General features: G+C 38.3%; 22 protein-coding genes. 18 read left to right on the forward strand and 4 right to left on the reverse strand.

Annotation, left to right across the window (positions count from 1 at the left end; translation table 11 throughout):
- Positions 1-77: 77 nt before the first annotated feature.
- Entirely contained in the window at positions 78-1,115 is a 1,038-nt protein-coding gene (gene mnmA / locus OQH61_RS03705; protein ID WP_266025950.1) for a tRNA 2-thiouridine(34) synthase MnmA, read from the reverse strand.
- Between the two features lie 143 nt (positions 1,116-1,258).
- Between mnmA and OQH61_RS03710 the strand changes: the two genes are divergently transcribed.
- The 6 genes from OQH61_RS03710 (at position 1,259) to OQH61_RS03735 (ending at position 7,797) form a co-directional block, all read left to right on the forward strand.
- Positions 1,259-2,101 carry an ATP phosphoribosyltransferase regulatory subunit gene (locus OQH61_RS03710; protein ID WP_266025951.1) on the forward strand — a complete coding sequence of 281 codons (843 nt, stop codon included), beginning with the start codon at positions 1,259-1,261 and terminating at the stop codon, positions 2,099-2,101.
- 27 nt (positions 2,102-2,128) lie between these two features.
- On the forward strand, positions 2,129-3,382 hold the full coding sequence (locus tag OQH61_RS03715; protein ID WP_266026135.1) for an adenylosuccinate synthase: 1,254 nt from the start codon (positions 2,129-2,131) through the stop codon (positions 3,380-3,382).
- 5 nt (positions 3,383-3,387) lie between these two features.
- Positions 3,388-3,816 (forward strand): flagellar export protein FliJ, encoded by a 429-nt coding sequence (locus OQH61_RS03720; protein ID WP_266025952.1) that lies wholly within the window; start codon positions 3,388-3,390, stop codon positions 3,814-3,816.
- Positions 3,813-4,622, forward strand: coding sequence for a MotE family protein (locus OQH61_RS03725; RefSeq protein WP_266025953.1), 810 nt, complete (start codon positions 3,813-3,815; stop codon positions 4,620-4,622). Before OQH61_RS03720 ends, OQH61_RS03725 begins: the two co-directional genes overlap by 4 nt.
- Positions 4,623-4,717: 95 nt before the next feature.
- On the forward strand, positions 4,718-5,311 hold the full coding sequence (locus OQH61_RS03730; protein ID WP_266025954.1) for a heme-binding protein: 594 nt from the start codon (positions 4,718-4,720) through the stop codon (positions 5,309-5,311).
- A complete protein-coding gene (locus OQH61_RS03735) occupies positions 5,311-7,797 on the forward strand; it encodes a molybdopterin guanine dinucleotide-containing S/N-oxide reductase (RefSeq protein ID WP_266025955.1) in 2,487 nt (828 codons plus the stop codon). Before OQH61_RS03730 ends, OQH61_RS03735 begins: the two co-directional genes overlap by 1 nt.
- A 158-nt stretch (positions 7,798-7,955) precedes the next feature.
- Here the strand turns inward: OQH61_RS03735 and OQH61_RS03740 are convergent, their stop codons facing one another.
- Positions 7,956-8,201: a helix-turn-helix domain-containing protein gene (locus OQH61_RS03740; protein WP_266025956.1), complete on the reverse strand. Its 246-nt coding sequence runs from the start codon at positions 8,199-8,201 to the stop codon at positions 7,956-7,958.
- 101 nt (positions 8,202-8,302) lie between these two features.
- On the opposite strand from OQH61_RS03740, the gene OQH61_RS03745 reads away from it, so the two are divergent.
- The 6 genes from OQH61_RS03745 (at position 8,303) to OQH61_RS03770 (ending at position 15,087) form a co-directional block, all read left to right on the forward strand.
- A complete protein-coding gene (locus tag OQH61_RS03745; protein ID WP_266025957.1) occupies positions 8,303-8,614 on the forward strand; it encodes a YkgJ family cysteine cluster protein in 312 nt (103 codons plus the stop codon).
- Between the two features lie 10 nt (positions 8,615-8,624).
- Positions 8,625-9,644 carry a hypothetical protein gene (locus tag OQH61_RS03750; protein ID WP_266025958.1) on the forward strand — a complete coding sequence of 340 codons (1,020 nt, stop codon included), beginning with the start codon at positions 8,625-8,627 and terminating at the stop codon, positions 9,642-9,644.
- A 98-nt stretch (positions 9,645-9,742) separates the two neighbouring features.
- Positions 9,743-11,410 carry a hypothetical protein gene (locus tag OQH61_RS03755; RefSeq protein ID WP_266025959.1) on the forward strand — a complete coding sequence of 556 codons (1,668 nt, stop codon included), beginning with the start codon at positions 9,743-9,745 and terminating at the stop codon, positions 11,408-11,410.
- A 93-nt stretch (positions 11,411-11,503) separates the two neighbouring features.
- Entirely contained in the window at positions 11,504-11,980 is a 477-nt protein-coding gene (gene aroQ / locus OQH61_RS03760; protein ID WP_266025960.1) for a type II 3-dehydroquinate dehydratase, read from the forward strand.
- 3 nt (positions 11,981-11,983) lie between these two features.
- Positions 11,984-13,039, forward strand: coding sequence for a M24 family metallopeptidase (locus tag OQH61_RS03765; RefSeq protein WP_266025961.1), 1,056 nt, complete (start codon positions 11,984-11,986; stop codon positions 13,037-13,039).
- A gap of 5 nt (positions 13,040-13,044) precedes the next feature.
- Entirely contained in the window at positions 13,045-15,087 is a 2,043-nt protein-coding gene (locus tag OQH61_RS03770) for a 6-hydroxymethylpterin diphosphokinase MptE-like protein (RefSeq protein ID WP_266025962.1), read from the forward strand.
- 6 nt (positions 15,088-15,093) lie between these two features.
- Here the strand turns inward: OQH61_RS03770 and OQH61_RS03775 are convergent, their stop codons facing one another.
- A complete protein-coding gene (locus tag OQH61_RS03775) occupies positions 15,094-15,504 on the reverse strand; it encodes a Fur family transcriptional regulator (protein WP_266025963.1) in 411 nt (136 codons plus the stop codon).
- 140 nt (positions 15,505-15,644) lie between these two features.
- On the opposite strand from OQH61_RS03775, the gene ffh reads away from it, so the two are divergent.
- The 6 genes from ffh (at position 15,645) to rplS (ending at position 19,168) form a co-directional block, all read left to right on the forward strand.
- Positions 15,645-16,988 (forward strand): signal recognition particle protein, encoded by a 1,344-nt coding sequence (gene ffh / locus OQH61_RS03780; RefSeq protein WP_266025964.1) that lies wholly within the window; start codon positions 15,645-15,647, stop codon positions 16,986-16,988.
- Positions 16,989-17,053: 65 nt separating this feature from the next.
- Entirely contained in the window at positions 17,054-17,284 is a 231-nt protein-coding gene (rpsP, locus tag OQH61_RS03785; protein WP_266025965.1) for a 30S ribosomal protein S16, read from the forward strand.
- Between the two features lie 17 nt (positions 17,285-17,301).
- The gene (locus tag OQH61_RS03790; RefSeq protein WP_266025966.1) at positions 17,302-17,541 is read left to right on the forward strand and encodes a KH domain-containing protein; all 240 of its coding nucleotides are present in this window, start codon (positions 17,302-17,304) and stop codon (positions 17,539-17,541) included.
- A 12-nt stretch (positions 17,542-17,553) separates the two neighbouring features.
- Positions 17,554-18,093: a ribosome maturation factor RimM gene (gene rimM / locus OQH61_RS03795; RefSeq protein WP_266025967.1), complete on the forward strand. Its 540-nt coding sequence runs from the start codon at positions 17,554-17,556 to the stop codon at positions 18,091-18,093.
- Positions 18,094-18,096: 3 nt separating this feature from the next.
- Positions 18,097-18,810, forward strand: coding sequence for a tRNA (guanosine(37)-N1)-methyltransferase TrmD (trmD, locus tag OQH61_RS03800; protein ID WP_266025968.1), 714 nt, complete (start codon positions 18,097-18,099; stop codon positions 18,808-18,810).
- Between the two features lies 1 nt (position 18,811).
- The gene (gene rplS, locus OQH61_RS03805) at positions 18,812-19,168 is read left to right on the forward strand and encodes a 50S ribosomal protein L19 (RefSeq protein ID WP_266025969.1); all 357 of its coding nucleotides are present in this window, start codon (positions 18,812-18,814) and stop codon (positions 19,166-19,168) included.
- A 75-nt stretch (positions 19,169-19,243) separates the two neighbouring features.
- Here rplS and OQH61_RS03810 read toward each other — a convergent pair whose 3' ends face one another.
- Complete coding sequence (locus OQH61_RS03810; RefSeq protein ID WP_266025970.1) at positions 19,244-20,290, reverse strand: MBL fold metallo-hydrolase; 1,047 nt, start codon at positions 20,288-20,290, stop codon at positions 19,244-19,246.
- Between the last annotated feature and the right edge of the window lie 14 nt (positions 20,291-20,304).

Below are 20,304 nucleotides of genomic sequence, written 5' to 3' on the forward strand. Positions count from 1 at the left end.
AATTCCCCCTGATTTTGACTTAAATAAAAATCTAATTATAAAATTTAAATCTTAAAATTAAATTTATCAATGATTTTTTATTGCGCTTGTGTAATCACCCCTCCACCCAAAACACAATCTTCTTGATACAACACAAGAGCTTGACCTTGTGCTACACCATAGGCAGATTCTAAAAGTTTTGCATAAATGTAATCGCCTTGTATATCAATTTGCGCTTTAAGTGGTGTAGAGCGGTAGCGCACTTTGACATCATACACTCCTCCATTAAAGGCTTGTGGTAGGCTTTTATTAAGGGCTTTTATAGAATCTATGGCAAGTTCTTCTTTTGTGCCAACAATGATTTCATTATTGTGTGGATTAATCGCTTTGACATAGTGAGGTTCGTGCGAGCCAAAAACGCTAAAGCCTTTGCGTTTGCCGATAGTATAGTGCATATAGCCTTTATGTGTGCCGATAGCTTTGCCATTGCTATCACGCACAATGCCTTCATTATCCACTTTTTCGTGGAGTTTTAAAATATCAATATAGCTTTCTTCCACAAAGCAAATTTCTTGAGATTCTTTATAAGTTTGAAGTGTGCCTAGAAAGGGCAAAAGCTCAAGTGCAGTTTTTTTAATATCTTCTTTGAGAAGTGCGCCTAGGGGAAAGATGATTCTATCAATGGCTTCTTGAGGCAAGGCATAGAGGAAGTAACTTTGGTCTTTACTCTCATCAACCGCCTTTGCAATGCGCTTTATGCCATTTGCTTCTTTAATCTGTGCATAATGCCCTGTGGCGATATAATCGCAACCCAATTCTTGTGCCTTTTGTAGCCCTAATCCAAACTTCATCAAAGGATTACAAATCGCACAAGGATTAGGCGTTTTTCCCTCTTTGTAGGAGCTTACAAATGTATCATATACGCTTTTTTTAAACTCTTCGCGCAAATCAACAACCTGAAAATCAATATGCAAATGTGCGGCGACTTGTTCGCAGTTTTTGATATAAATATCGTGTTTTTTGTTTTTGTTATGGAGCTTGAGATAGAGTCCTATGACTTCATAGCCCTGTGATGAGAGCAAGTGAGCGCAATAGGAGCTATCTACGCCTCCACTCATAAGTAACGCAACTTTCACTTGATGTCCTTAATTGTGAAATTTATGCGTGAGTGTAGCATTTTCAAGCAAATACGCATCAAAAATTATTTTATGGTATAATCTAGGCTTTTTGAATAAAGAATCTTAATTTAAAGATAAAAATAAATTTGTAGAGGTGCATTGTGATTTTAGAGCACGAACTGCCGCAAGGAAGCAAGCTTTATTTTGATATGTCTGCCAAGCTCAAGCGCGATATAGAATCTTGCGCCATTAAAGCATTTTATGAGAATGATTATAGAGAGATTGTAACGCCTTCATTTGCATTTTTAGAACATCAGGGGGATATGTTTAATCGTGAGATTGTGCGTCTAAGCAGTGAAAATAATCATCAAATTGGATTACGTTATGATACGACTCTTGATGCAATGCGTATTGTTACTAAGCGTATTATGCGCTCTAGCACACATAAGAAATGGTTTTATATTCAGCCGGTGTTTAGCTACCCTACTACTGAAATTCATCAAATTGGGGCAGAATATTTAGGTGGAGAAAGTCTCTCTCCTGTTATGTGCTTAGGCGTGAGTATTTTACAAACATTGAATCTCACCCCTTATCTCCAAATCTCAAATATGAAGATTCCGCTTTTATGCGCCAAGCATAGCGATGTGGATATAGAAGTATTTGCCTTGCAAAATGTCGGCAAATTGCTCCAAATGGAAGGATATATGGCAGATTTGGTGCATATTAAAACAAAGCAGGATTTGCAAAAGGCAATTTTAAACGCACCCGCATTTTTAAAAGAAGAGTTAGAGCGTCTGCTTGAATGTGCAAGTTATTGCGAATATGAGAAAACTATCTTTTCCCCACTTTTTTTTGCGCCTAGCCCATATTATGAAGATTTATTTTTTAGAATGTTTGTGGGTAATTCAACTTTATTGCAAGGTGGCAAATATAGTGTAGATGAGCAATTTTCCTGCGGATTTGCAATCTATACTGATGAGGTAGTAGAATGCCTCTTATCTTAAGCTTTATTTTTATGGTATGAATGGGAGATATGTATGGCTGATTTGATTGTGGGGATTCAATGGGGTGATGAGGGAAAAGGCAAAATAGTTGATGCGTTGGCTGGAGGATATGATTATGTGGTGCGCTATCAGGGCGGGCATAATGCAGGGCATACTATTGTCGTAGATTCTAAAAAAATTGCACTCCATTTATTGCCCTCTGGTGTTTTATATGAGCGATGTAAGAATGTCATTGGCAATGGCGTTGTGATTAATCTTGAACAATTATTAAATGAAAGTAAATCTTTTGGGAATCTGCAAGGAAGACTTTTTGTGAGCGATAAAGCGCATATTATTTTGCCCTATCACGAGATATTAGATATTGCAAAAGAAAAAAGCCGACAAAGCGCAGCTATTGGCACTACGGGCAAAGGGATTGGTCCTTGCTATGGCGATAAGGTTTCGCGTAATGGCGTCCGATTAATGGATTTAAAAAATTTAATTACATTGAGAGAAAAAATTGATTCTATCTATCAGCATTTGCAATATGTCCAAACTCTTTATGATATGGAACTACCAAGTGTGCAAAGTGTAATGGAACGCATAGAATCCATTGCGCCACAGATTTTGCCTTTTGTAACAGATACAACCCAACTTTTATGGGCAGCGCAAAATCGCGGCGAGAAGATTCTATGTGAGGGCGCACAAGGGAGTATGCTTGATATTGATCACGGCACTTATCCTTTTGTAACAAGCTCAACAACAATCGCTTCAGGCGCGTGTAGCGGGAGTGGATTAGCACCGCGTGATATTGCTCACGTGATTGGAGTTGCAAAAGCATATTGCACAAGAGTAGGCAATGGTATATTTCCAACTCAAGAAGATGGTGAGCTGGGCGAAAGATTGCGTCAAGCAGGTGGAGAGTTTGGCACAACTACTGGGCGTGCGAGACGATGTGGGTGGTTTGATGCTGTTGCTGTGCGTTATGCCTGTCGTCTCAATGGTTGTGAGAGTTTAAGTATTATGAAACTTGATGTGCTTGATGGATTTGAACGCGTGAAAGTGTGTGTAGGCTATGAATATGAGGGAAAAGAGATTGATTATATCCCTACTGATTATGATAATGTCAAGCCTATTTATCGCGAGTTTGCAGGTTGGGATAAAACCTGTGGTGTGCGCACATTTAGCGCTTTGCCCTCACAAGCGCAGCATTATATTAAAGAGCTTGAAAAGATTATTGGCGTAAAGATTTCTATGGTATCTACAAGCCCAGAGCGCGATGATATTATTATGTTAGGGTAGAGTGTATGAAGACAAAGTTTGCTCCTATTGTTTCTTTGCGCAAAAAAGATATGCAGATGTGTGAGCACGCAATGATGCAAAATGAAAGTAAAATTGCACATAAGCAAAAACAAATAGAGCATTTGCAAAAGGATTTTTTGCAACTTAAGATACCTCAAGCTGGAACATTTTATGCTTTTAAGGCATTTGAGGAGACTAAAAATATGCTTTTAGCTCATATAAATCTTGCTCGTGATGAGCTTGAAACTCTTTTTGCACAAAGAAAAGTGCTTCAGGAGCAATACAAAAAGTGTAATATTGAGTATGAGAAAGTGCATTTTTTGGATACAAAAGAGCAAAATGAGATGATAAAAAATGCCAAATACAAAGAAAAGCTAGAAGTTGATGAGATTGCAGTAATGCTTTATAATAATGCAGGAGGCAGAGCGATATGATATATCACACACAAGGGGGAATCTACTACAAAACACTAGGTGGCATTATAGCAAGTGCATTCTTGTGCAATGTAGCTTTAGGGGTAGATTCTCAACTTCTTGATTGCAGTATTATTTTTGAAGCGCGTAAAAGTGAGGTAAAAGCACAGCTTGATGAGATTGATGAGCGCCAACAAGCTTTGCAGGTGCTCCAAAATGCTACGCAAGTGCTTCTTGACGAAAAAGAGCGTCAGCTTAAAGATAAAGAGGCAGAGATTGACCAAAAAATTGTGCTTTTTTCACAGGAGCAAGAAAAATCAAAGGCTGAAATTGAAGAACAAAATAAGAAAAATACAGAGGCTTTAGAGCAAAAACAGCAAGAAATAGAGCAGCTCATTGCTAAAAATGAGGAGATTCTCTCTCAAATTAAAGAAGTAAAAGATGATAAGATTATCAAGGCTTATAAGGGTATGAAAGAAGCCAAAGTCGCTGCTATACTTGCAGATATGCCAGAATCTGAAGCTGTGGAGATTCTCTCCCAAATGGAAATCAAAGATGTGGCAAAAGTTTTGGGCAAAATGGATGACCAGAAAGCTGCTAAAATTACCTCTCAAATGCGTGCAGTAGAATCAAATCGTATGTCAAATCCACAAGATAAAGCCTTGGGAAAACCGCAAGATACACAAGAGACAAATGAAATACAAGATACTCAAGATGCGAATGTGCAAGATGAGAGAGCACAGAATCAACCTCAAGAAAATGCGCTAGATGCACAATCAGATACCACAGATAATAACGCCCAAGACACAGAAAATAGCCCCCAATAGCCTTATTTTTACAAAAAAAAAAAAACGCTTTTAAGTTGATTTTTATCAAGTTTAATGTATCTTTTTAGCTTAAAATTGTTTTAAAAGGAGGGTATATGAATGTGTCAATAAAGCCAATCGCATTTGCAACACTCATATTTGTATGTGTGCAAGGGAGTGAGATAAAATATGCTTCCAAAGTCAAATCACTTTACAAAGAGGGTGGAGATAAGGTTGTGGGGAGGCTTTTGCCAACAGCTCAAGTTGAGGTGCTAGAGCACAAAGGTAACAAAGTGCTTTTACGCATTCAAGGTTATAAACAAGTAAATAATCAAGCAGCCTTGTATTTTGCGCCTAATCGGCGGATTCTTAATGTAGGATTTTCTAAAAATGCGGGTGTGGCTTTTAAAAGCATAGAATCTTTTAAAGAAAGCGAAAGCAAACAAGAATGGGAACTTGCAAGCGTGGATTTATGGAGTGATGATACGCATTTGGTTGAAAGTGTTGAGCCGCTGTATAAAGAGGCAAATGAGCTTTTTGCAAATTGTTCTATTTGCCACGCTTTGCACCCGCCTAAGGAATTTAACGCAAATGCGTGGCCTAGTGTGATTAAGTCAATGAAAACGCGTGTAGGTTTTGATAATGACCAAGAATACTTAGTATCTCAATACTTACAAAAAAATGCTAAAGATATGCCAAAGGAGAAATAATGAATACATTAAGCAGACGACAGGTGCTTCAAGCAATGGGGAAAGGTTTGGCAATATTTGCTCTTGTGCCTTTTGTGGGCTGTGATAGCGAGAGTAAAAAAGCAATCATAGAATCGGGTGTGAAAGATTTTAGTGAGAATCTTGTGCTTGATGGTGAAGTTATCACAGGGGCACATTGGGGGGTTCTTAAGGCAAAGATTAAAGATGGCAAAGTAATTTCAAGTAGCAATGCACTTAAAAACTCTATGCCAAATCCGCTCCATAGCACAATCCCTGATTTGATTTACTCACCTACACGCATTAAGTATCCTATGGTGAGAAAATCTTATTTGGAGAATCCTGCGAGTCCTAAACCTGAATTACGTGGAGCTGATGAATGGGTGAGAGTGAGCTATGATGAGGCGATTGCGCTTATTGCTAAGGAACTTAAAGCTACTTATAAGCAAAAGGGTAAAGAGGGTGTGTTTGCTGGGAGCTATGGCTGGAAAAGTAGTGGGAATTTGCACAATGCGAGAATCTTATTGCAACGATTTATGGGTATGGCAGGTGGCTATGTGGGCGTGAGTGGGGACTATTCCACAGGCGCTTCACAAGTGATTATGCCTTATGTAGTGGGGAGTATTGAAGTCTATGAGCAGCAAACCTCTTTTTCTAGTGTGCTAGATAATAGTCAAGTGGTAGTGATTTGGGGAGCTGACCCTATGGCTACATTGCGCAATGCTTGGACGCTTAACGAGGGCACAGGACTTGATTTTTTTGAGCAGCTTAAAAAATCTGGCAAACATATTATAAGCATTGACCCTGTGCGCAATATGACTTGTGATTATTTGGGTGCAGAGTGGTTAGCTCCATTGCCAAATACCGATGTGGCTTTAATGTTGGGTATTATGCATACAATGCTTGAGCACAATCAATATGACAAAGATTTTATAGAGAACTATACTACCGGATTTGAGCAGTTTAAAGCCTATCTTTTAGGGCAAAATGATGGCACAGCAAAAAATGCTGCTTGGGCTTCTAAAATTTGTGGCATCTCTGCTCAAAAGATAGAATCTCTCGCACAGCTTTTCTTTAATAATCGCACTATGCTTATGTCTGGCTGGGGTATGCAGAGGGCTCATCACGGAGAGCAGCCACATTGGGCTTTGGTAACTCTAGCGTGTATGATAGGACAAATTGGATTACCCGGGGGCGGATTTGGTTTGTCTTATCATTATAGCAATGGTGGTTCTCCTACGGCGACTGCTCCTGTGGTTGGTGGGATTAATCTTGGTAATGTAGGAAGTAGCGGTGCAGAATGGCTTATGCAAGGAAGTGATAATAATTTTCCTCTTGCGCGCATTTCTGATGCACTTCTTAATCCGGGTAAGAGCATAGAGCATAATGGCAAGAAAATCACTTATACTGATATTGATTTTATCTATTGGGCTGGGGGCAATCCGCTCGTGCATCATCAAGATACAAATACTCTTATTAAAGCGTGGCAAAAACCTAGAACGATTGTCGTTAATGAGATTTATTGGACACCAACAGCGCGATTTGCAGATATTGTTATGCCTATTACCACAAGTTATGAGCGCAATGATATTTCAATGAGTGGGGATTATTCAAATTTGCACATTGTGCCAATGAAGCAGCTTGTGCAAAAGCAATTTGAAGCTCGTGATGACTATCAAGTGTTTTGTGATTTGGCTAAGGCTTTTGGCGTGTATGACACATTTAGTGAAGGCAAAGATGAAATGCAATGGCTGAAAGAATTTTATGATGGAGCGCTTAAACAAGCCGAAGGATTGATGGTTACAATGCCTGATTTTGAGAGCTTTTGGCAAGCAAATGAGCCACTTAAATTTGAGATTCCATCAGAATCTGAAAATTTCGTGCGATATGCAGAATTTAGAGAAGATCCTATCCTTAATCCCCTTGGCACAGAATCTGGCTTAATTGAGATTTACTCTCAAAGCATTGCAAAATATAATTATGCGCACTGCCCTGCTCACCCCACTTGGCTTGAGCCTGTTGAGTGGCTAGGAATGGAAAACAAACCTGCCGAATTTGCACTTATCACCTCTCACCCTGCGTTAAGGCTACATTCTCAATGTGCGAATACTTCTTTGCGTAAAGATTATGCGATTGCTGATAAAGAGCCTATTTGGATTAATACCAAAGATGCAGCAGATAAGGGCATTAAAACAGGCGATATTGTGAGCGTGAGCAATCAAAGGGGCGAAGTGTTAGCTGGTGCTTTTGTAACAGATGCGATTAAGCAAGGTGTTGTGCGATTGTGTGAGGGAGCGTGGTATGACCCACAAGAACCCGGAAAAATTGGCAGTGTATGCAAAAATGGCTCACCTAATGTCCTCACACTTGATATGCCTACATCTCCTCTTGCTAATGGAAATATTGCACACACAGGGCTTGTAAATATCAAAAAATATGAGGGCGAAGTAAAGCCTCTTAGTGTCTTTACCGCCCCTCAAGGTGCGTAAGATTCTATATTTGCAGAATCTTTACCTATGCTCCTATTGCCTTGTGTTTAAGGAATAGGAGCTTTTGTAGAATCTTTTAGCTTTTCTTGACTTTGTTTAACTACTATGTTTTGGCGATATTGTGTGAAAAGTTTGAGATTTTGCTTTTTAATAGCCCTCTATAAACCATCAAAGAAGTTTTGTATATTGACCTCCAAAACCTGAGCGATTTTGAGTAGATGTTCTATGTTGAAATGCTGCTTTTTGTGGTAGATTTCAGCACAAGAGATGACACTCACAGACTTATGCCCTATGGCTAAGGAAAGTTCAAGTTGCGTTAGACCCTTTAGCTCCCTCGCTTTTTTAACATTTAAACCTATGATTTTATACGCATTGTCTATAAATTCATCTTGTATCTTTTGCATTTTTTCAACTTGTGATGATAAGGTAAATTTTATTCTAATTTGATACAATATGTTTATCAACTTGTTATAGCAAGTTTAGATATTTTTTAAGGGGGCAATGTTTGGATAGTTTTCCTTGCGCAAATTGCGGTGCGTGTTGTAAAAATATCAGCGGCATTAAAGAACTTAAATCTTTTGATTTGGGCAATGGCATCTGTAAATTTTTAGATATGCAGAGCAATTTATGTAAGATTTATGAAAACCGCCCAGATATTTGCAGGGTTGATGTGATGTTTGAAAGAGTATATTTTAAACATTATACTCAACAGGAATTCTATGCACTCAATATAGAATCTTGCAACATATTGCAAGAAAAAGAGGGTATAGATAAGGATTTGAGAAACGAGATTGGATTCTCAATAAAAGAAAAATAAGGAGAATAAAATGCCATTACCATTAATACCTGTTGTTTTAGGAGGAGTCGCCCTTGCGACAGCTGGATATGGAGTAAAAAAAGCCATTGACGCTTATGATGATAGCCAAATGGCTGAAGCATACCACGAAAGGGCAAAAAAGAAGTTTAATGAGGCACAAGCTAGATTAGATTCTAAAAATGCGAAAGCACAAAAGCGTTTTGAGTCGCTTGGGCTACTTCAAGAGCAGATTGTAAGAAATGAATTGCAAAGGTATGCAGATATTGTTGATAGGCTACATCTTAAAGATAATGCAGATTTACAAGATATAGTAGGGCAAGAGACCCTTGATGGACTGGCTAATACACAACAATCTATTGTTTCATTAGAAACAACGCTTGGCGGACTTACTGGCGGAGCATTAGCTGGAGCTCTTACTGGATTTGGTATGTATGGCGGAGTTGGATTATTAGCAAGCGCTTCTACTGGGACAGCTATTGCTTCTTTAAGCGGTGTAGCTGCTACAAATGCGACATTAGCTTGGCTTGGAGGAGGAAGTTTAGCAGCTGGTGGGCTTGGTATGGCTGGGGGCACTATGGTGCTAGGCGGTATTGTAGCTGCGCCTGTGATTGCTGTAATGGGTTCTGTTTTTGCAGCAAAAGCAGAGGAGAAAAAATATGATGCTTATTCATATTATGATACTGTATCAGCTGTTTGCGAAACTATGGAAGCACAGGGTCTTGTGTGGAAACAACTCTCAAAAAAAGCTAAAGAAAAACGAAGTACTCTTAGGGAAAGTAGAGTTGTATTTGACATCTCACTTGAAAAGATTGAGGGCATTATGGAAAACAAAGGGGTAACTGATATTAAAAACTCTTGGAACGCAGAAGAACATAGAGAACTTAAAACTTTAATGCAGCTCGCAGAAACTCTAGTTGTTGTCATCAATGCTCCAATTATGAATGATGATGATAGGCTTACCAAAGAGTTGATAGCACATCAAAAAGAGTGTAACAAACTTATGGAAGAGATTCAAATAAAATGGGGGTGAGATACCCCTTTGTTATTGGGGTAATGCCTAATATATTTAGGTAAGAATAAAGCAAGATACAAGAATCTTTGCTTTAAATTTCAAAATAAGGAGACTTAATGGCGACAAAAGCACTCTATGAAGAAGTGATTGATGAAATTGGCACACAGACTTTGGCAAGATTTGGGCTGAATATTTTTAATCTGCCTGTGAATTTTAGCTTTTGCTCTTATGAAGCTTATGGCGCTTCAGTAAGGGCTACACAAGATACATTTAAGGCATATAATACTCATAAAAAGAATGATAAATATTTTGGGCAAACTTTTGAAGAGATTGATATAGGGCAGCAAAATATCAAAGATTCTTTATTCAATGGCAATAAAACTTACACGACTGATACTCTCGCAGATATTAAAAATGTGCGAGAAATAAACGCAAGTGGCAAGGATATTAAGAATCTCAATCCAAAAGATAGAGAAAAATATGAGCATATTATGGCATACTATGCCGATGAAGTGAAAAATATGGATTTTGAAAAATTGGGGAATCTACCGACTAAAAATCATAATACCACTGATTCGGTAACACTTGATAAAAATGGCAATGTTGTAAAGACTGCGCAACTCAAAGTGATTAAAAATACAGAGGGTTTGCTTAAGGATAGGTATTTAGAGGGAGATGCGGCAGTAGATGAGCTCAAAATGCCTTTTGATGATTACAAAAAGCATAAAGAGAATTTAGAACAAATGATTGAGAAAGGCAAAAATAATCCCAATGATGTTAAAGTAGTAGATAAGGCAGCAAAGGCAGAGAAAGCCCTAGAAAAACTCAATGCAAACAACCTGTGCAATCGCTTTTTTTGTGAGAATCCAAGAACAACTGCGGTAGTAACACAAAGTATCGTAGCAAGTGGGCATATAGCTCAAGCAGGGTTTAGTGATGCTTTAATCGCAGCCCTAGCAACTCTTGCTAATGGCATAATATGGGAAATTAAGGATATGTTTAAAGGTAGCATAGGCACAGAGACTTCCATATTAAAGCGCATTAAAAGGCTTTTACAAAAGACAATAGAATCTTTTCAAGCGACATTTGGCAGAGGAGCTGGATTTGGTGCTATTGATGTAGCTGTGGGTATTGTCGGGCAGATTTTTAGAAGCATAGCTGGAAGCTTAAGGCTTATATGGGATAAGATTCGTGAGGCTGCAAAGTCTATTCATAGTGGCATTGTTTCTTATTTTAAAGGAGAGGTATCAAGCCTAAGAGAATTATTAGGGATAATCTTAAAATCTCTTTTTTCTGCTGCGTGGGTTGTCAGCACTTTGGCATTAGAGGAAAGTTTAAAACCAATCTTAATGAGTGTAGCACCTCCACTTTTACCATTTACACCTATTTTTGCTATTGTTGCGGGAGCTTTTGCGGTTGTGGTTACTCATAGAAGCATAGATTTAGCCCTTGATACAATCTTTTGGGTTTTTGCTGCAAGAGATAAAGCAAAGCTTAGAGCAGAAGAAATAGCCGATATTGTTGCAGCAAATCTTCCAACACTCATTGAAAAAAGAGAAGAGCTAGAGCAGCTTATAGAATCTACACATAAGGAGCGATTAATGAGTTTAGAATCTTCTTTTGCAGATTATCAAAAAGCTTATGCAAATGCTGATGATAATGCAATATATGAGGGATTAAATCGTATTTGTAATCTCTATGGGAGTGATTTAAACATTAAAGATATGAATGATGTAGAAAGTGTGTTGAAAAATCCAAATAGAACAGGTCAATTGAAGTGGTAGTCCAAGAAGCGAAGTTTATCTTTATTTCACAAATTTCGCTATAATGTGCGCTTTAAAGGAATCTAAGCAGATTCTATCATTTAAGGAGCATAAATGAAAATCTTAGTCATTCAAGGACCAAATCTCAATATCTTAGGGCATCGCGAGCCACATATCTATGGAAATTTCACACTAGAGCAGATTCATAACAATCTCCAAGCCCAAGCCAAGCAAAATAATGCAGAGCTAGAGTTTTTTCAAAGCAATTTTGAGGGCGAGATTATTGATAAGCTCCAAGAATGTATCGGTGGGGAATATGCAGGGGTTTTGATTAATCCTGCTGCTTTTTCGCATACCTCTATCGCCATTGCCGATGCGATTGCGAGCTGCGGTGTGCCTGTGATTGAGGTGCATATTAGTAATATACACGCCAGAGAGGAATATCGCTCCAAAAGCTACACAGGCGCAGTGAGTGCGGGAGTGATTACAGGTTTTGGCGCGTTTGGTTATCATTTAGCCCTTATGGGAATCTTGCAAATTGCCAATGAAATCCAAGCTCTCAAAGCACAACAAAATAATCAAAACGCCTAAGTTATGAGAGATTCTAGCTCTTTGCCCTATCTTAGTCTCAATGAGAGTGCGCAATATTACGAATGTGGCTTTAGCTGCGATAATGCACTAGTTGTGCGCGTGGAGGAGAGCAGATTTTTTATCACAGATTCTCGCTATACCCTTGAAGCCAAAGAATTATGCGCTCCCCACACCGAAGTGATAGAATCTACAAATTTTATCCAAAGTGCGCAAGATGTATTGCATAAGCTCAATGTGCGCAAAATAGTGTTTAACCCGCAAGAGCTAAGCGTGCAGATGTATGAAAAGCTCAAAAATGCGCTTGAAACACATAAATGCGAACTTATCCCTCAAGAGAATTTCCACCAGAAGCTTAGAATCTGCAAAAATGAGCAAGAAATCACCCTTATTCAAACATCACAAAAGCTTAATAAGAGGGCATTTAAACACTTTGGCAATTATTTAAACAAGATTCTTAAAAAAGCCCCGAGTGAAAAGGCACTGCATTATCAGGCTATGCAGTTTTTAAGTGATTTTGGGCGATATGAGCTAAGCTTTGAGCCCATAGTGGGCATTAACGCTAATGGTGTGAAACCTCACGCTTTGCCTAATCCAAAATGTCATCTAGCAAAAAATGATATTTTGCTCTTTGATGCGGGCATTAAATACAAAAGATATTGTTCGGATATGACACGCACAGCCGCAATCAGAGGCGAAATACATTTTGGCAAAAAGCAAAAATTTAAGAAAGCAAAACATCAAAAAATCTATGATATTGTCTTAAAAGCCCAAGAGGAAGCTATTTCAAAGGCAAGAAGTGGTATGAGTGGTAAGCAAATAGACGCTCTGGCGCGTAATATTATTGAAAAAAGTGGCTATGGCGCATATTTTGTGCATAGCACAGGACACGGCGTGGGGCTTGATATACACGAATTACCGCGCATTTCACGCTTAAGTGAGGAATGTGTAGAAGATGGTATGGTGTTTTCTGTTGAGCCCGGTATTTATCTCCCACAAGAATTTGGTGTGCGAATTGAGGATTTGGTGGTGATGAAAAATGGACGTGCAGAGGTGCTATAACATATATGGATAATGCACATAAAGCGCAAACGCAAACTGCCACAAGTCTTCGGGCTATTTGCCAAAGTGGCGCATTGCATTTTTTGGAATCTTACACAGCCAAACGTTATGCGCTTAATATGGATTTTTTTAGCTTAATCAATCCCAAGCTGTTTGAAGAGCTCAAATCCCCTCCTATGCAGTATAATGTGTATTGCAATGGTGAAGATTTAAATATCATTGATGTGCAGACTAAGAATTTTGTCTATCCCACGCGCAAAAAAGGGAAGAAACTTGAGCATACAATGATAGAGCAAAATCTTGCCCTCGCACTCAATCCGTTGAATAATTCAGCCTATACTCTGCATACAAATCGTCTTGCTCTCCATAAGCTTGATGAGGAAAAGTTAGCACTTACTGCGGGGATTTGTAATCCTATGATTGATATGATGCTTAATGAGTTTGGTGGGGCAAATCGCTTTCATCTCCCTTCACATTTTTTGCCAAATATGACGCTTTTTGGATTGCTTGGGGGTATGTTTTTGCAATTTTTGATTGAAGAGGGCTATCATTTTCACTCTTTATTGCTTTTTGAGGAGCATATAGATTTTTTTAGAATCTCACTTTATTTTGTGGATTATCCTTTGTTGTTTGAGCGTGTAAGTGAGCGTTCGTGCTATGTATTTGTCAAGGATTTATTACATAAGGAATTTGTCCAAAATTATTTTACACAAAGAAGAATCACAAATAACTTTTTGCGTCTCGAATTATGCTTGTATGATAGCCCTAAGTTGCAGGCTGTGCAAGAGAGTGTTGCAGAATCTTATGCAATAAATTCTAGGGGGTGGGGGAGCTTTGACGATGAGATGATAGGCGTGAAAAATACACTTATCAATTTAGGCATAGACAAAACGCATTTATCTTATCCTATTTTGCACTTGCCACAGCGTGTTAATGCCCCTATATGCGTTGTTGGCAATGGACCAAGCCTTGATATGCTGTTACCTTTTATCAAAGCAAATGCAAAAAATATGATTATTTTTAGCTGTGGCACTGCGCTCAAACCACTTAAGAATGCAGGTATTGAGCCTGATTTTCAAATTGAAATTGAGCGGATTTCGTATCTTAAAGATGTTTTAGAATCTGCTCCTTTGGGCGAAACCACGCTTTTATGTGGCAATATGGTGCAACCTGATGCGCTTGCTCTCGGGAAAGAGGCATATATATTTATGCGTGGAGGGAGTGCAAGTGCGTATTTTGGCGGGGTAAAGAGTGTGGTAGAGTTTGCCGCACCCTATGTGGGCAATGCAGGATTCGCGTTGGCTTGCTTGTTAAGTGAGGAAGTGCTTATTTGCGGGCTTGATTGTGGCTATATTAAAGGGCAGAGCAAACACGCGCAGGGTTCGTTTTATGGAGAAGAAGAGAGCAACATTCCTCAAAATGCTTATGCTGTGCAAGGCAATGGAGAGAGCGAAGTGTATGCTGATGCACTTTTTTCGCTCTCAAGTGCGATGATGAGCAAAGCCATAGGGATATTTAAGCCTAAGTTGGTGATTAATCTAGGGCAGGGTGCATATATCCGCGGTGCTCGTCCTGTTTGTGTTGAAGACTTTACATTGCGTGAGATTGATAAAAATGCGCAAATATTGGCACTCAAAAGCTATATGTCTGCTCATAGGCAAGCTGTGCTTACACGAGATGATTATAGATTCTATCAAGAGAGCATAGTAGCCTATAAAGAAGAGATTTTAAACGCATTACGCGAAAGCATAGGATGTAAAACAGCAGATGCAACACAAAGAAATGTTGCTCATAAAGTTGAGCTTTTTAAACGCATTGATATGCTTTATGCCCTCACTCTTAAAAAATCTGCAAACGAGCCATTTGTAGGCTTACTTTTTGAAGGCAGCATTTCGCATATTTTGCATACAATGATGCTTTGTGCATTGCACATTCCTAATGATAATATTGCGCTTTTTTATGCGCGATGTGTAGAGATTATAGAATCTGGATTAAACAAAATGGCTATGAGTTATAAAATGCAAAGCACAAGCTATATAAAAGGCTAGATAAGCCTATGACACATCTTTGCACTCTGGGCATATACCAATAAGCACTGCTGAAATATCCGAAATTGTATAGCCACTATTTGCACTACAATTTTTTTCTAAAGTTTGCGTATCAAGTTTAATATCATCTAATTTGCCACATTTTTCGCAATATACGTGTAAATGCTTATCACTGCTTAATTCATATTTTTGCTTATCTTTAGGTGCTTTGATTTCGCGCAAAATATTTGCTTTGCACAGCGCATTGACATTTTTATAAATTGTAGCAAGAGAAATAGATGGATAGATTTGTTTAATCTGCTCATAAATCTCTTCTACGCTCATATGTCCATTATTATAGATTTGATTAAGTGTAGCAATGCGTTGAGGAGTGATTTTTAAGTGTTTATCTCGCAGATGTTGCTCAAAGTTCATCATTGTATAATCCTTAAAATATATTAAAGTATCTCTATAACTATAAAGATTTGAGGCAAATAAAAGCATAATAAAAGTGATTTTTCTATAAAATCTCCCTTATATAAAATGTATTGAGATTCTATAATTTGAAGGAGAGTTTTGTGTTTGATACGCTGACAAGTTCATTTAAGGGCATTATCAATAAAATTCGTTTCTCTGATGATGAAAAATCATTGCAAAGGGCGTGTGATGAGTTAAAAAAGACATTATTAAAAAATGATGTGTATCATAAGGCAGTCAAGCAAATTATACAGGAAGTGCAGCAGCGCACCAAAGAAAAAGGTATTGGCAAACAAAATTTTATAAATGCACTTCAAGAATCTCTAAGCAAGATTCTCCAAGTTTCAAAAAGTTATGGCATAAGTTTTTCGCCCACACCTCCAAGTGTCATTATAATGATGGGCTTACAAGGAAGCGGTAAGACAACCTCAAGTGCTAAGCTTGCTTTTTATCTGAAGCAAAAGGGCAAAAAAGTGCTACTTGTAGCGTGTGATTTACATCGTTTGGCGGCTATTGAGCAGCTCACTCAACTTGCGCAAAATATAGAGGTAGATATTTTTATCCCTTCATATGCAAGTCAGCCAAATAATGCTATATGTGTGGCAAAGGAAGCAAAGCAAAAGGCAACTCAAGCGCATTATGATATGGTTATTATTGATAGTGCAGGACGATTGGCTATTGATGAAGTATTGATGAATGAGCTTGAGGAAATAAAGCGTGCAGTGGCTGCGAGTGAATGTTTATATGTGGCAGATTCTCTAAGCGGACAAGATGGAATCCGCTCCGCACAGCATTTTAATGAAAAGATTGGGATTGATGGCGTTATTCTTTCTAAATTTGATAGCGATAGCAAGGGTGGAATAGCCCTCTCAATCGCATATCAGATAGGTATTCCGCTTAAATTTATCGGAAGTGGAGAAAAAGTAGCAGATTTTGACATTTTCATTCCTGATAGAATCATCTCGCGTCTTATGGGGGCAGGAGATATTGCTTCGCTTGCAGAAAAAACAGCAAATGTTATTAATCAAGATGAAGCTAAAAGCATAGCAAAAAAAATCAAAAAGGGGCAATTTGGATTTGAGGATTTTATCGCACAAATTGAAAATGTAAAAAAGCTTGGTTCAATGAGTTCAATTGCTTCAATGATTCCGGGTCTTGGAGGTATGGCAAGTGCGCTTAAAGATGTGGATTTAGACAAATCAAGTGAGATTAAAAATATTCGCGCAATGGTAAATTCTATGACAAAAAAAGAACGGGAGAATCCAGATTTGCTTAATGGCTCAAGGCGCAAACGAATAGCGCAGGGGAGTGGGCTGGAAGTGAGCGATATAAATCGGATTATTAAGCAGTTTGACCAAGCTGCGAAATTTGCCAAGAAACTCTCTCAAAAAGGCGGTATGCAGGAGCTTATGAGTATGATGGGAAATCTTAGGATACCAAAATAATGATGATTTAAGCAAAATAAACTATAATGCGGCTTTTAAAGAGTTAAATTTCTTAAGGAGAGTAAATGGCAACAGTGATTAGACTTACCAAAATGGGACGCAAGAAAAAACCTTTTTATCGTATCGTAGTAACAGATTCGCGTAAAAAACGAGATGGGGGCTGGATAGAATCTCTTGGATATTACAACCCTTTGGTTGAACCTGTGCTTGTCAAATATGATGCGCAGCGGTTGGCATATTGGAAAAGTGTTGGTGCAAAAATGAGCGAGAGAGTGGCAAAGCTCACCTCAAAGTAAAATAAAGAAGTTAAGATATGGTTGAAGATTTCATTAGGGAATATGCAAAAAAGATTGCAAATAAACCTGAAGCAATACAAATACAAATGCAAGATATGGAGGATAATACTTGTGAAATAATTATCCTTGCTGATGCTGAAGATGTGGGGCGATTGATTGGACGTGATGGTAAAATGGTGGGTTCTTTGAAGACTTTTATATCTGGCACCAAAGCCAAAGATGGCAAAAATTATAGAATTGCTGTGCAAGCTCATTGAGATATTTATAAAATGCAGCAATCTCCACTTCTTTTGGTTGCTAAAATAGGTCGTCTTATAGGAGTAAATGGGGGATTAAAGCTACATATTATGAGTGATTTTCCTTCAATTTTTGTTCCCAAAGCTTCTTTTCATACAAAATCTTTTGGCACACTTTGTATTCACTCTTTTCATTCTGCAAAGAATCTTGTGCAGTTTGAGGGATATATTTCACGCGAAAGTGCCGCTAAGCTTGTCCATTGTGAGCTTTATTCTACGCTTGAGGAAAGCAAGGCTATGTGTGAATTAAAAGAGGGCGAGTTTTTGTGGGAAGAAATCATAGGTGCGAATGTGTGCGATAGATTTGAAAATGGAGAGTTAAGGCTAGGTAAAATCAAAGACATAGAGCGCATTGGCACACTTGATTATCTTCTTGTGGAGACAGATTTGGCACTTGTAGATAAGGGTTTAAACAAACAATTCTTTATCCCAAACATTGAACATTTTGTACTTTCTCTTTCTCCTCAAAGTGTTTTTACGCGCAATGCTTTTGGTATTTTAGAACAGAGTTAAGTTATGAAATTTTCTTTTTTAACACTTTTTCCTGCACTTATAGAATCTTATTTTACAGATTCTATACTTAAAAGAGCACTTCAAAAGGAGCTTATTAGCGTGGAAGCACTGAATATTCGTGATTATGCCTGTGATAAATACCAAAAGGTTGATGAGCCACCAATTAGCGGTGGTGCAGGGCAAGTCCTAAGAGCCGATGTGCTAGGCAGAGCATTACAGACATTAAAAGATTCTCATATTATTTTTTTAAGTCCCTGTGGCAAGCCTTTTTGTCAAGATGATGCTTTGCGCTTGAGTCAGAAGAAACATATCACTTTTGTCTGTGGGCGATATGAGGGTTTTGATGAACGTTTGATAGAGCAATATGCCGATGAGGTAATGTGTGTGGGCGATTTTATCCTTACAGGAGGCGAATTACCCGCATTGATGTTGTGTGATAGTATTGCGCGGCATATTCAAGGTGTGCTTGGCAACGCAGATTCTTTGCTGGGGGAGAGTTTTGAGGATTACCTCCTTGAAGCGCCAAATTTTGCTAAAATTTTTAATCAAAAAACAAAATTTTCTGCTGTGCCTTCAGAGTATTCAAAGGGAAATCATAGTAAAATCTCGGACTTAAAAAAACGCTTAGCGATATGCAAGACAAAATATTTTAGACCAGATTTGTATCAAGCCTATCGTGTCTTTATTGAGCAGGAGCAATTAAACAAAAGGTTGTAAAATGAGGAATAGATATATTCAGAGTTTCCAAGAAGCACAAATTGGCAAGAAGCAAGTGCCACAATTTAAGGCGGGAGATACGCTTAGATTGGGGATTAAAATCCAAGAAGGCGATAAAACAAGAATCCAGCACTTTGAGGGCGTGTGCATTTCTATTCGTGGTAATGGGGTTGATAGGACTTTTACTACACGAAAAATGGGTGCAAATAACATAGGCGTAGAAAAGACTTTTCCGCTGTATAGCGAAAGCTTGGAGAATATAGAAGTATTGCGTATAGGGCGAGTTCGCCGAGCAAAACTTTATTATCTGCGCTCACGAAGAGGCAAAGCCGCTCGTATTAGGGAGCTTCGTAAGTAATTTTCTATAAGCCCATATCTAAACAAAGTCAGCAGTTTTGCTTTGGTTTTAGACAGAGCTGTGCAGATTCATTTATTAAAAATCCCACCATATTTCCCTTTTAGGTGGGGTATTGAGTTCATACACCTCGCCTATTTTTGGGACACTTATGGGCAAGCAATGTGTATCACAGAGAGAAATAAGATTTTTCAGTGGCTCATTCCACGCGTGGCTTCCTGCAGCAAATCGTCCATAGTGAATTGGCATAATCATTTTGGCTTTTAAATCAAGAGCAGTCTGAAAAACTTGAGGCGTAAAAGAATGTGAATATTGCCACGCGAGGTTATATTGTCCATTTTCTAAAATGGCTAAGTCAATAGAGCCAAATCTCTCTCCAATTTGTTTAAAATGCGTGTAATATCCTCCATCGCCACTTAAGAAAATCTTTTTGTCTTTTATGTCTAAAACATAAGAAGTCCAAAGTGTCCTATCCCATTGTATTCCCCTACCAGAGCTGTGTTGTGAGGGGGTAGAAGTGATTTTAATAGAAGGAGTGAGGTTGAGGCTTTGCCACCAATAGAGCTCTGTAATTTGAGTAAATGGCACACCCCAAAAGCGTAAATGAGAACCCACACCTAGCGGAACAATAAAGTGTTTGACTTTATCTTTAAGTGCCATTATTGTGGGATAATCTAAATGGTCGTAATGGTCGTGGGTAATCACAAGCGCATCAATACTCTCAAAATCATCGCTACTCCAAGAGACATTAGATTCAAAGGCACGATTAATCCAAGCTTTAGGCGAAGCATAGGAGCTAAAAACAGGATCAATAAGAATCTTAAAATATTCATCATTTATAAGGAGTGATGAATGCCCAAACCACACAACAGCAGGATTTTTTGTATAGAGGCTTTTAAAATCAGTTTTTATAAAAGGCAGAGGATATTTGGGCTTAGCATTTTTAGGTTTAAAAAGATAGAATCTAAGCACTTCCCACAAAGATGCGCGTTTGATATGGGGCATTTTGGGATTAAGGTTTGTAAAATAACCTTTTTTGTGTGTTTTTTCCCATTTAAAGTTGGGAGCTTTTGTAAAAGCTTGCATTTCTTGTAGAGAAGGGTTACAACCTTTTGCTAGATTCACAAATAATCTCCGCA

Origin of the sequence: Helicobacter sp. MIT 21-1697, assembly GCF_026241255.1 — a bacterium.
Lineage (GTDB): Bacteria > Campylobacterota > Campylobacteria > Campylobacterales > Helicobacteraceae > Helicobacter_C.

Coding starts and splice junctions, on each gene's coding strand:
- OQH61_RS03720 (WP_266025952.1), top strand. CDS start 3,388: ATGAAGACAAAGTTTGCTCCTATTGTTTCTTTGCGCAAAAAAGATATG.
- OQH61_RS03725 (WP_266025953.1), top strand. CDS start 3,813: ATGATATATCACACACAAGGGGGAATCTACTACAAAACACTAGGTGGC.
- OQH61_RS03730 (WP_266025954.1), top strand. CDS start 4,718: ATGAATGTGTCAATAAAGCCAATCGCATTTGCAACACTCATATTTGTA.
- OQH61_RS03735 (WP_266025955.1), top strand. CDS start 5,311: ATGAATACATTAAGCAGACGACAGGTGCTTCAAGCAATGGGGAAAGGT.
- OQH61_RS03740 (WP_266025956.1), bottom strand. CDS start 8,201: ATGCAAAAGATACAAGATGAATTTATAGACAATGCGTATAAAATCATA.
- OQH61_RS03750 (WP_266025958.1), top strand. CDS start 8,625: ATGCCATTACCATTAATACCTGTTGTTTTAGGAGGAGTCGCCCTTGCG.
- OQH61_RS03755 (WP_266025959.1), top strand. CDS start 9,743: ATGGCGACAAAAGCACTCTATGAAGAAGTGATTGATGAAATTGGCACA.
- aroQ (WP_266025960.1), top strand. CDS start 11,504: ATGAAAATCTTAGTCATTCAAGGACCAAATCTCAATATCTTAGGGCAT.
- OQH61_RS03765 (WP_266025961.1), top strand. CDS start 11,984: ATGAGAGATTCTAGCTCTTTGCCCTATCTTAGTCTCAATGAGAGTGCG.
- OQH61_RS03770 (WP_266025962.1), top strand. CDS start 13,045: ATGGATAATGCACATAAAGCGCAAACGCAAACTGCCACAAGTCTTCGG.
- OQH61_RS03775 (WP_266025963.1), bottom strand. CDS start 15,504: ATGATGAACTTTGAGCAACATCTGCGAGATAAACACTTAAAAATCACT.
- rpsP (WP_266025965.1), top strand. CDS start 17,054: ATGGCAACAGTGATTAGACTTACCAAAATGGGACGCAAGAAAAAACCT.
- OQH61_RS03790 (WP_266025966.1), top strand. CDS start 17,302: ATGGTTGAAGATTTCATTAGGGAATATGCAAAAAAGATTGCAAATAAA.
- rimM (WP_266025967.1), top strand. CDS start 17,554: ATGCAGCAATCTCCACTTCTTTTGGTTGCTAAAATAGGTCGTCTTATA.
- trmD (WP_266025968.1), top strand. CDS start 18,097: ATGAAATTTTCTTTTTTAACACTTTTTCCTGCACTTATAGAATCTTAT.
- rplS (WP_266025969.1), top strand. CDS start 18,812: ATGAGGAATAGATATATTCAGAGTTTCCAAGAAGCACAAATTGGCAAG.